General features: G+C 61.0%; 11 protein-coding genes. 7 read left to right on the top strand and 4 right to left on the bottom strand.

The features are described 5' to 3' along the window. Positions 1-739 precede the first annotated feature (739 nt). From K2Y56_RS23450 to K2Y56_RS23440, 3 genes are all read right to left on the bottom strand, one after another. Positions 740-880, bottom strand: coding sequence for a hypothetical protein (locus K2Y56_RS23450; RefSeq protein WP_292513584.1), 141 nt, complete (start codon positions 878-880; stop codon positions 740-742). Between the two features lie 60 nt (positions 881-940). Next, positions 941-2,620 carry a methyl-accepting chemotaxis protein gene (locus K2Y56_RS23445; RefSeq protein WP_292513587.1) on the bottom strand — a complete coding sequence of 560 codons (1,680 nt, stop codon included), beginning with the start codon at positions 2,618-2,620 and terminating at the stop codon, positions 941-943. Between the two features lie 740 nt (positions 2,621-3,360). Further along, the gene (locus K2Y56_RS23440; protein ID WP_292513581.1) at positions 3,361-3,600 is read right to left on the bottom strand and encodes a hypothetical protein; all 240 of its coding nucleotides are present in this window, start codon (positions 3,598-3,600) and stop codon (positions 3,361-3,363) included. A 445-nt stretch (positions 3,601-4,045) separates the two neighbouring features. On the opposite strand from K2Y56_RS23440, the gene K2Y56_RS23435 reads away from it, so the two are divergent. The 3 genes from K2Y56_RS23435 (at position 4,046) to K2Y56_RS23425 (ending at position 6,902) form a co-directional block, all read left to right on the top strand. Further along, on the top strand, positions 4,046-4,582 hold the full coding sequence (locus K2Y56_RS23435) for a phosphoglycerate mutase family protein (protein ID WP_292513578.1): 537 nt from the start codon (positions 4,046-4,048) through the stop codon (positions 4,580-4,582). 671 nt (positions 4,583-5,253) lie between these two features. Beyond that, positions 5,254-5,676, top strand: coding sequence for a PilZ domain-containing protein (locus K2Y56_RS23430; RefSeq protein WP_292513575.1), 423 nt, complete (start codon positions 5,254-5,256; stop codon positions 5,674-5,676). 188 nt (positions 5,677-5,864) lie between these two features. After that, the gene (locus K2Y56_RS23425) at positions 5,865-6,902 is read left to right on the top strand and encodes a YihY/virulence factor BrkB family protein (RefSeq protein ID WP_292513572.1); all 1,038 of its coding nucleotides are present in this window, start codon (positions 5,865-5,867) and stop codon (positions 6,900-6,902) included. Between the two features lie 133 nt (positions 6,903-7,035). Here K2Y56_RS23425 and K2Y56_RS23420 read toward each other — a convergent pair whose 3' ends face one another. Further along, positions 7,036-7,728, bottom strand: a complete 693-nt coding sequence (locus K2Y56_RS23420; protein WP_292513570.1) for a winged helix-turn-helix transcriptional regulator — start codon at positions 7,726-7,728, stop codon at positions 7,036-7,038. Positions 7,729-7,829: 101 nt separating this feature from the next. Here K2Y56_RS23420 and K2Y56_RS23415 point away from each other — a divergent pair, with 101 nt between their 5' ends. The 4 genes from K2Y56_RS23415 to K2Y56_RS23400 all read left to right on the top strand — a co-directional run bounded on the left by K2Y56_RS23415 (position 7,830) and on the right by K2Y56_RS23400 (position 10,769). Continuing rightward, a complete protein-coding gene (locus tag K2Y56_RS23415) occupies positions 7,830-8,621 on the top strand; it encodes a VOC family protein (RefSeq protein WP_292513567.1) in 792 nt (263 codons plus the stop codon). A 13-nt stretch (positions 8,622-8,634) separates the two neighbouring features. After that, positions 8,635-9,135 carry a VOC family protein gene (locus K2Y56_RS23410; protein ID WP_292513564.1) on the top strand — a complete coding sequence of 167 codons (501 nt, stop codon included), beginning with the start codon at positions 8,635-8,637 and terminating at the stop codon, positions 9,133-9,135. An 83-nt stretch (positions 9,136-9,218) separates the two neighbouring features. After that, the gene (locus K2Y56_RS23405; protein WP_292513561.1) at positions 9,219-9,566 is read left to right on the top strand and encodes a DUF1428 domain-containing protein; all 348 of its coding nucleotides are present in this window, start codon (positions 9,219-9,221) and stop codon (positions 9,564-9,566) included. Positions 9,567-10,184: 618 nt separating this feature from the next. Further along, on the top strand, positions 10,185-10,769 hold the full coding sequence (locus K2Y56_RS23400) for a dienelactone hydrolase family protein (RefSeq protein WP_292513559.1): 585 nt from the start codon (positions 10,185-10,187) through the stop codon (positions 10,767-10,769). Positions 10,770-10,778 lie beyond the last annotated feature (9 nt).

Here is a 10,778-nt window from a genome sequence, read left to right as displayed (position 1 = left end):
AAACCGGGCTGGCGAATGCCGACGGACCGGCGGTATCGACCGCCAACACCATTGTGGTCTCGAACAGGTCTTTCAGCATTCCATACAGTGGCGCTTAGGCGGGTGGTCCCAGGGAATGCAGCACTGTCCCGTCCTCAAAGCAGACGGCTAAAGCAGTTCGCGATCTCCTCGCGCGTCTCACCCGATACCGGGACGCCGAAGGGCGCCTCGTCCTGTTGACCTGGAATGGCTGGACGGTACGACGAAGGCCATGATGCGGAAGCCTTCGGCTGACGCGACTTGACCTCACATCACCTGATCCAGCTTGGATGGGTCCTGCACGCTCCGGGCGTCGGCGAAGGACATGATGACCATCTCGCCTCCGAATCACCCATCCCAGCCGTAGGTCATCGTCCACCAAGCTGCCGCGAGGCGGTTCTTCCCCAAGCCTGCAGTGGGTCGTGTGCTGCCGTTACGCTCAAAAGCCGCCAAGGGTGGAGTACGGACCCAAGCCCTTCGCCCATAACCAGACGTTCCGGTGCCGACCCAAACCAGTCAAAGACACGGCTGTGTTGGCCTGTCGATGGCCGACGATGATGACCTGAGATTCTTTGTATCCGATCAGCGCAGACAGTGGATCCCGTCACATCCATTGCCCTGTGCGGGAGGCGTCCGACGGTCGAGAGGCCAACAATTGGAAAGCAAGGGCTTTTCGGCTCGGTCTACGCTCGCCATTGCCTGCTGTGGATGAGTGCCGCTCCTATACCCAGGCGCTGAGGTTGCGGCTGATGTTGGCGACGCCCGAAGAGGCCACCTGCATGTTGGCCGAGAGGTCACCCGTGGCCGCACTCTGCTGCTCGATCGCCGCGGGCGATCCGAGGCGACGACGAGGAAGCCGCACGGCACATGCCGGCAGCCGCAAGTGGATTGAGCGGAGGGCGCTGCTTGAGCCTTTTGCTGCTTAAGCGGCCCGCACGGTGGCGAGGAAGCGATTCACCTCCGCGCCTAGATGGTCGGATTGGCGCGACAGCACGGAGGCCGAGTCCAGAACTCGGCTGGCCGCCGCTCCCGTCTTCTCGGCAGCTCCGGCGACACCCGCAATATGAGCGGTGACCTCGCTTGTGCCGGTCGAGGCTTGGGCCACGTTGCGTACGATCTCCTGCGTTGCCGCTCCCTGCTCCTCAACGGCGGCCGCAATCGTGGTCGCCATGGCGTTGATGTCGCGGATACGCTCCGTGATCGCGCCGATCGCCGTGACCGCCTGACCCGTTGCGCCTTGGATCGTGGCGATCTGGCCCGCGATTTCGCCGGTGGCACGGCCCGTCTGACTGGCGAGTTCCTTGACTTCGCTCGCCACCACGGCAAAGCCGCGGCCCGCCTCGCCAGCTCGCGCCGCCTCGATCGTGGCGTTGAGGGCAAGGAGGTTGGTCTGAGCGGCGATGCTGGAGATCAGGTTGACCACGTCGCCGATCTTGGCCGCGGCCTCGCTCAACTCATGTACCAGCTGGGCGGTCTGATCGGCCTGTCCCATGGCCGATTGGGCCAAGCCGGCAGAGCTTTGCACCTGGCGGCTGATCTCCTGAACCGACGCGCCGAGCTCCTCCGCGGCGGCCGCGACGGTGTTGACGTTCGCCGCAGCCTCCTCGGCGGCTGCCGCCACGGTGCTCGACTGGCCGGCGGTGACGCCGGCAGTCGTCGTCATGGTCCGGGCCGTGTCCTGAAGCTGGGTAGCAGAGGACGACACCTGGCCGACGATGCCGCCCACGGCTCGTTCGAACCCGTCTGCCAGCTCCCGCATCGCTGCCTTGCGCTGAGCTTCGGCACCAGCGCGGGCGAGGGCAGTCTCGGCTTCCAGCTGCTTCGCGCGGATCATGTTGTCCTTGAACACACCCACGGCAGCGGCCATCGCGCCGACTTCATCACGACGGCCAGCCCCTGGTACGGCCAGAGCAAGATCGCCCTGTGCCAGACGGCTCATCATGCTGGTCATGACTTCCAGGGGACGTGCGATGCGCGCATAGCTCAAGGCCATAGCGCCAGCGGCAACCAGCCCCGCCAGAGTGAGCGCCGTCCAGATCAGGTAGCGTGCCTGGAGATCGGCAGAATCAACGGCTTGAGCTGCAAACTCAGCACCCTTGTGGTTCAGCTCGGCGGCTTCTGCCAGCAGGGCGCTGGCAGCCTCATTGTTTGCCCGCGACTCGCCCTGGAACAGCTGCATGGCTTCCGCGTGACGTTCCTTCTCAACAAAGGCGACAATCCTGCTCCAGATCTGACCATTGATAGCCCACTTCTGGCGGAAGCTATCAACGATCTTGCGTTCCTCAGATGAGGCGACGAGTGGTTCGTAGCGTGTAAGAAGGTGATGCATGCCTGCATTTGTAGCCGCAAACTCCTTGAGAGCAGCGGTACGGTCGACGTCAGTTTCTACCGCCTGGTAGCGATAACTATACACACGCGCATTCGCAGCCGCGGTTTGCATCTGCCTGACAATATCTGCAGACGGCATCCACTTCGTTTTGATGTCAACGACCCTATTTTGAATAATGCCAAGCGACTGAAGCCCTGCAAAGCCTTGTCCAAGCGAAACTAAAGCAAGAAACCCAAACAGGCTCATAAGGATCGACTTCAGCGATAACCGCATGGACATGTGGCTTTCTGTCGGATGCTGGATGGTAGATATATCGCCGATATAATATAGGCTGATTAAAATTTTCTTAATTCAAACCAGAGCCATGCGGTACTAGCGTGTTGCTCTTGCGATGATACATTAATAGTCTAATCGGCTAATTATTGGGCAGTGCGATATTCCGATTGTTGATTATTTGTTAATTTGGTCTCCTATCATTGGCATCGGGAGATCGGGGCTTGAAGTAGGCGCTCGCCATCGTAGCTCACCAACTTGCGTTGGGTAACGCAGGCTCCAAAATCCGAAATTCGTCGACCATATGTTCCTTCTTATTCTTCAGCCCGGCTTGGTAACTAGACTGCAGACCGTTCTCTACGAGCCGGAAGCGCTTGGCCGCCAACGCTGAGGCTCTCTCTCGGGGAAACGGGGCCCGATCGCTCTTGATCTTCTGCTAACCAGCGTCGCGCATCTTCCTTGCGAGCCATGTTGCGTATCGGCTCCGTCGTGTCTCCCACACGATGTGCCCCGCTGCCGATGGCCTGTCAGGCGGCGGGGCTCGCTTCGGTGATCTTTGATCATCCCGATTTCATCGAGAGATCACACCGCTTGCGGCTTTGCCGCTCGATCGGATACGGCCACGATGCCGGGACCAAGGCGACGTGGGATGTACGCCCACCACGTCCTGACTTCGGTGCCCGATGGCTTTTTCCCACGCGGTCCACCGGCCAGGCTGCGGGCCATCAGTTGATCCGCGATCAGGAAAACGGTTCAGTACCGCGCTGAGCCTCACCGTCCGCGATCCACATTTTGGACTGAGCGGCCGGAACGCTCTCAACCAGGAGCCGGATCATCTCGGATCGGCTCTTCAGCATGACAGCCGGCGGCTCACCCACCATGGCTCGCCATGCCGAGACGAAATCGGCAAGCGGCATCAGTTCGAGGGTATCTCGAACCAGCGAGCTTCTGTCGTCGTGTGTATGCGCACCTTCGGTCATTGGGTGCGTTACGTCGAAGTCTCGGATTGGGTTGCAGGAACCTGATGCCGTGGTTAGCGAGCGCTGAACTGCCGTGTTGATGCTGAACGCACTTCGACATGTCAGTTCTCGATGAAGCCCCTCAGGAGCAGTGAAACTGATCGAGACGACCGTCCAGAGTTTCCCTCAGCCGCAAGCACTCGATCAAGCTGCTAAGCCTTTGATCAATAGCCTCTGGTTGGCTCGGTCCAAAATACCAGTCAGGTTAAGCCGCAATCTAACGACGTTTTTATGGCGCATTGACGACGGTAGCGTTTCCATGGCTGAAGCGGTCTTCGTCGTCCGACCTGAAAGCAGATTTCGCCCACTCATTTCTTGACTTGACAGCCGAATCATAAGCGACTGCTTTCCATCCAAGGCTGCGACGCAGCTTAGGTAGATCTGACTTAACCGTTCGAGGTTGGCCATGTCCGTGAAGGTTCCGCGCCCCGATCCTGCTCGCCTCGTATGCCTTACATCCTTCGTTCTGGCGCTGCTCTGGGGCTGCATGGTTGAGGCCGCGGCCCAGCAGGCAGTATTCCTTGTCCGTCACGCCGAACAGGCACTGGTTGGTGGAATGATGGATGGCGATCCTCCTCTCACCGAAGAGGGGTTCAAACGCGCGCAAGCCTTGGCTGATGTCCTAAAGAACGCGGGTGTGACGGCGATTTACGTGACCCAGTACACGCGATCTCGTGAGACCGCCGATCCAACCGCAAAGAACCTTAATCTTACGCCGGTTGTCGTGACGAAGGACGACATTGTTTCGCTGGCCGAGCGTCTGCATACACAGCATTCTCAGGACACCGTAATGGTGGTCGCGCATTCTGACACAATTCCAGCGCTACTTAAGCTTTGGGGTCATCCTGGGTCCGTGCAGGTTGGAAAAACTGAATTCAATGGGCTTTGGCTAGTTGTTCCACGACAAGGACAGACACCACTAGTGGCTCGTCTTAGTCTGTGATCTTGCAAATAAATGTTCATTTATTTGCCAATTGCATTTGATATAAAGTTTTCTATGGCGCTGAAATATGGACAGCTGAAGACATTGCCGCGTCTTGGATGTTCCGCCTTCTAACAGGCTAGGCGATAGAGTGCCGACAATTCCTCTCTGACTTGCATCGCTCTATCTCGCCAGTATGTCTAGACCGCTGCCGACCGACCTTTCCGAGGTCACACTCCTCCGCCAAGCCATTCAGGCCCTCCGATCTTCAGGCCAAGCCGTGATCGAGGCTGGCGAACGTGCCGGCCTATGCCGGGTCAACGACGGCCGGCTCTCCAATCCGCGCGGGTGGTCGTATTTGCCGTGGACCTCAGCCTGATGTTCGTTGCCTCCGGAGACCCCATAGATGGCCGAGAGCCCTACCGTAGGCGAACTGTTCAAGGCGAAGGCAATCCTCGAGGCCGACGTCGCCGCCATCGACGCCTTCATGAGCGACGACGCTGACGACCGCCCAAAGGAGTGAGAACAATTCGCTGAACGACACGCCGCTGTGTCGGAAGCCCGATTGCGCTTGGAATGACGGCGAAGCGTGGGTCGGAATGGTTGACGATTCGAACGGCGAACCTGTTGGCTCGGCCGGGCAAGGACTAAGCGCAACGTTTCCTTAGCGGCATTGTGCAAATAATCGGGCGATGTCGACCACCTCAATTCCTCTCGCTGAGACCATATCAGCTGAACCTACCTCCCAGCGAGCAGAGGTGCGCAAGCGCTGCTTCATGGCTGCGACGATCTCATTCAATAACGGAGCAACGACATGCGACTGCGTCGTTCGCAACCTGTCCGAGAATGGCGCGCGGATTGATCTCGGCGTTTTCGCATCGGTTCCGATGTATTTCGAGTTGCATATTCCCCTCCGACAGCAGCGGTTCAAGGCCGAACTGAAGTGGCGTTCAGAGACCGAGGCCGGAGTTCAGTTCCTTCAAGAGGATGGCGTCGAGGCAGTAACGGGAGGCTCTGAGCAGAAAGCCACGGCTGCGCTGCAACTGCGAATACGCGAGCTAGAGGCAGAGGTGGTTCGGCTTCAAAACAGGTTCATGCAGCTCACGGAAGGCTGATGGTGCCTCAGCCGACGGCTTGCGACGTACCACCTCTTTGCAGCCAATGCCCATTCCGGGCAAATGAACTGGTCTTCCCCTGAAAAGCGGTCCTCCTTGGAGTAGGCTTTTGAGCCGACGGAGGACACGAGAATGGGACATGAGAAGCACAAGCCCGAAGACGTGCGGTCTCCTGCGCGACAAGCCTCATGACTCCAGACGAGGCAGACGGTGAAGATTGGTACTCGGTCAGCACGCGCGCACCGAATGACGCGGCGATTGACGCTGCCCGAACACGCGCTCGCGAAGCCGGCCGCGGGCGCGCGGCGGCTCAGCCTTCAGAGATACCGGTGCGGGGATGGCTGGACATCCTCTGCCGGGTGTTCTGGGCCCTCCCTCGTGACCGCGTCGTTTCAACAGCCGGTGGTGTCGCCTTCTTCACCCTCCTGTCGACGTTCCCCGGACTGGCGACCATCGTCTCGTTCTACGGTTTGTTCGCCGATCCGAGCGTGATCAGCCGTCAGCTCAACATGCTGTCGGGGGTGCTACCGGACGGCGTCCTCGAACTCATCGCCGACCAGCTCCAACGTGTCGCGGGTCAAGGTACTGGCCTGCTCAGCACAGCCTCGCTGGTCAGCCTTGCCATCGCATTCTGGAGCGCCAACTCGGGCGTCAGCGCGCTCTTCGACGCGCTCAACGTGATCTACAAGGAGCGGGAGAAGCGCAGCTTGGTCCGCTTTTACGCGACGACCTTTCTGTTCACGCTCAGCGGGACCATCATCGCCGTCGCCGCCATCGGCATGGTGGTAGGCTTGCCCATCGTCTTGAACCAGGTCGGGCTGGGGGCGCGTACCGATACCTTGGTGCGGATCCTGCGCTGGCCCGCTTTGCTCATCCTGGTGAGCCTCGGCCTGTCCCTGGTCTACCGCTATGGGCCAAGCCGGCAGGAGGCCAAGTGGCGATGGGTAAGCTGGGGCAGCGTCGTTGCCGCGCTGTGCTGGGTCTGCGCCTCGGTCCTATTTTCCTGGTACGTCGCCAGCTTTGACAGTTACAATCGGATCTATGGTTCGCTCGGCGCGGGCATCGGGTTTATGACCTGGATCTGGCTGTCGATCGTCATCGTCCTCCTGGGGGCCGAGCTGAACGCCGAGATGGAGCGCCAAACGGCCTGCGACAGCACGATCGGCCGTCCAAAGCCCCTAGGCTCGCGGCAGGCATTCGCCGCCGATACGGTCGGGCCGCCGTAGTATTGCCGGCAGTGAGATCTCGAACGCTGCGCCGCGCTGTGAGTCTGCCAGGGCGCGCTCCGGACTGTCGACGCGCAACTTGCTGCGCAACCCAGCAGGGCGCAGAAGACCGAATTGAATGCGAAGATGCTTCTCACGCAATTTTAGCGGGCAGAGCGAACAGATCGAGGAAGGTCCGTGCGAGATCGGCGTCGCCAGCGAGAACGAGCGTGCCGCCCGCACCGTCTCTGACCAGGGGCGCCTTGCCATAGATCGTGCGGCGCATCGCCATCGTATCTCCGGTGAAAACGAGGTCGGGTGCTTCTATGACACCACGCTTCACGAGGATCTCGCCGCCGGTCACCGTCACGACAAAGTCCTCGCCCGGGAAGTGAAAGGCGACCGACACAGACAGCGCCGCGGATCGCGTGCGGTCCACGAGGGCCTGAAGCGACATCATGGCCGACGCGGCCGACATGAAGAGGCGCGGATCGTGCCGTGGTGAGCGCGCCGCCCAGCGACCCAGGTCGCGCATCAGCGGCGCTGCCTCACGCCCCCAATCCGTCAGGTCGTAGACCTGCACGTTGGCCGGCGACGGTAAACGGTAGCGAAGGACGATGCCCACCTCCTCCAGGCTCTCCAGGCGCTGGGTCAGCACGTTCGCACTGATGCCCGGGAGATTTGCCCGAATCTCACCGAACCGGCGAGGGCCGAAGACCAGTTCGCGCATGATCAGCAGCGACCAGCGCTCGCCAATGAACTCCAAAGCGAGCGCAGTGCCGCAAGCGTCGTCGTACCGACGCTCTCGTTGCCCAGATGCCTCGATAGTTATTTTTTCTGACTGCATGGTTGCTTTGTATAACTGAGAATGCCAGCCTGGGCAAAGCGGGGCCTTGAATGGTGCTGCGACGCGGCCGACACGCCCGTCGTCACGGAGGAATGCGCCCGATGCCAACTGTCGAGGGTACACCCATCTGGTTCGAACTGAACGCGGCCGACCCGGATGCAACCCAGGCCTTCTACGAGGAGCTGGCCGACTGGCGCGTCGCGCAGTCTTTGATGCCTGAGCACGGTGACTACCGGATCGCCGAGGCGGACGGGCGAGCCATCGCCGGGATCCGGCGCACGATCCCGGAAGCGCCTGGCTTCCCCGGCTGGGCAGTCTATCTCGCGACCCAGGACGTCGACGCCACCGCCGCTCGGGTCGTAGACCTCGGCGGCCAGATCCGGTTCGGGCCTGTCGACATCCCCCATGTCGGCCGCTTCGCCATGGTGAGTGACCCTCAGGACGTCGTCTTCGTCCTCATGACGGAGGCAACCCCTGCAGAGACCCGGGCTTTCGGGCCGGTGCCCCTCGGGACGGATCAAACCCTTGGGCACGGCGTGTGGATCGAACTCGCAACCCCAGATCCCGAGGCTGCCTTCGCGTTCTATGGGGCGCTGTTTGGCTGGGAGAAGCTCGGGGCCATGCCGATGGGCGGTATGGGCGAGTACGCCTTCATCGGCCGAGGCGACTTACGCCCCGGCGCGGTGATGTCGAGCGTGGCGACCGGCGCACCGGCCCAGTGGAACTGGTACGTCCACGTGGCCGATATCGATGCCGCGCTCGCGACCGTTCGCGACAGGGGCGGCACGGTGCTCCAGGGGCCCGACCCGATCCCCGGAGGCAGCTACTCGGCCAATATCGCCGATCCAGCGGGCCACAGGTTAGGCCTTGCCGGCCCGCGCCAGAGGTCCTGAAGGGAGACTAGCGATGACGAGCGAGAAGCTGACGACCTGTCTGTGGTTCGATCACGGTCAGGCCCGCAAAGCCGCACAGTTCTATGCCGACACCTTCCCAGATAGCAGTGTCGGGGCTCCCATGAACGCACCGTCGGATTTCCCGGGAGGACTTGAGGGCGCAGAACTCACCATCGCGTTCACCGTTCTCGGTCGTCCGTTCGTCGGCTTGAATGGCGGCCCCAACTTCAGGGCTAATCAAGCGGTCAGCTTCATGGTGCTGACCGAAGATCAGGCGGAGACCGACCACTACTGGCAGGCCATCGTGTGCAATGGCGGAGCGGAGAGCCAGTGTGGCTGGTGCACGGACCGTTGGGGCTTCTCCTGGCAGATCACGCCGCGGGCGCTCCTGCGCGCCAACAGCAATCCTGACAGAGCCGCGGCCCGGCGCGCGTTCGAGGCGATGATGACCATGCGCAAGATCGACATCGGTCGGATCGAGGCTGCCATGCAAGGAAACTCCGCCGATGCGTAAGATCACGGGCTCCCAGTTCCATTGGCGAGGATCTGAGCGACCGTCTCGGTGACGAAGTTACATCATCAACGAGGAGACAGGGTATGAACTATGTCGACGGATTCGTAGCTGCGGTGCCCGCTGGGAACAAGGAGGACTTCCTCACACATGCAAGTGCGGCGCTGCCCTTGTTTAAGGAGTTCGGTGCGATCCGGGTGGTGGAATGCTGGGGCGATGACGTACCGGATGGAAAGGTGACGGACTTTCGCCGCGCGGTGAGGGCAAATGAAGGTGAGATCATTGTGTTCTCCTGGATCGAATGGCCGTCGAAGGAGGTCCGCGATGCTGGCATGCAGCGGATGATGAGCGATCCTCGCATGCAGGACATGCAGATGCCGTTCGACGGCCAGCGCATGACTTTCGGCGGGTTCCAGCCCATCCTTGATGCGTGACGGACAGAAGATTGACCGAGCTGCATGACGCTCAAGTCGGCTATCCTATCGCCTTGGCTTTCCATCATGCAGGTCTGCATCGGGTGCGGAGCGGAACCGGGCGTCGCGCCTGGAAGCAGACGTTCGGCATTCGTTCCAAACTTCCCGTTTAAGCCGGTCTGAGCGGTCCTCGAAAGCGGCCGTTCGCTGTCTGGATGTTTCGGGGCCGTCTATGGGACGGCGCGCAACCTCGATGCGTGGTACATGGATTTGGAGGTTCTTTGGCTAACCGCAGGTGCCGGATCGTCCGTCCAAGCGTGATCGCCTTGGCAGCGGCGATGCTGCGCGCATCAATGCCGAGAAGGCGGTAAAGGTCCGCGTTTGTATTGGTCTACCCGAAGCGAGAGACGCCACGCTCCGCCTGCTGGTTTCCCTGAACCGATCACTGCCGACTACGAATGGCCATGGGATGTGCAAGCGCGAGCTGCAGACAGGTCATCACGTAGCGAGGGCACGAAGTGCCGCATTCCTTCGTCCAATCTTGCTCCCCACCTGAACTTGGAGGAACGGCATCGCTCGCTTCAGCGAGCCCGACACGCGATTTTTCGTCCAGAACAATGCGGGAACTTAGATCCAGACATGCAGAGTTTTACGAGCGGCGAGCAGCAGATCGAGGTGGAATGGTATTCTGCATCCGGCGGAACGCGGCAAGGACAGGGACAATCATTAGGACTGCCGGCGGTGCTGCTCCTGCATGGTGCGGATGGTCTGACCTACGCCGAAGGTTACCGCCTTGCCGCACGGACCATTGCAGCCTCAGGCTACCACGTCGCCTTCGTGCACTATCTCGACCGAACCGGCGACAAGCGCGTGGCGTATGCCCGGATCCGGCAGGACTTTCCACGTTGGACGACGACCGTGCGGGATGCGGTGAACTGGCTTGCTGATCAGCCAGACGTCGATGCGCAGCGGCTTGGCATAGTGGGGTTGTCTCTTGGTGCAGCGCTGGCCTTTACAGCAGCGGCGGGCGAACCACGTGTACGAGCCATCGTCGACTATTTCGGGCCGCTGCCGGATGAGCTTGCCGGCCAGTGTCCACGTTTGCCACCCACGCTGGTCCTGCATGGCGCTTCAGATCGCATCGTGCCGGTCTCTCAGGTCGTGTCCGTCAATGAGGTGGAAATTCGGGGTGGAGTTGGAGCGGCCATCGGTCAGGCGGCCTGAGGTGGAATT

Source organism: Methylobacterium sp., from assembly GCF_019745455.1.
Lineage (GTDB): Bacteria > Pseudomonadota > Alphaproteobacteria > Rhizobiales > Beijerinckiaceae > Methylobacterium.
This window is presented reverse-complemented; position numbering and strand designations above follow the sequence as displayed.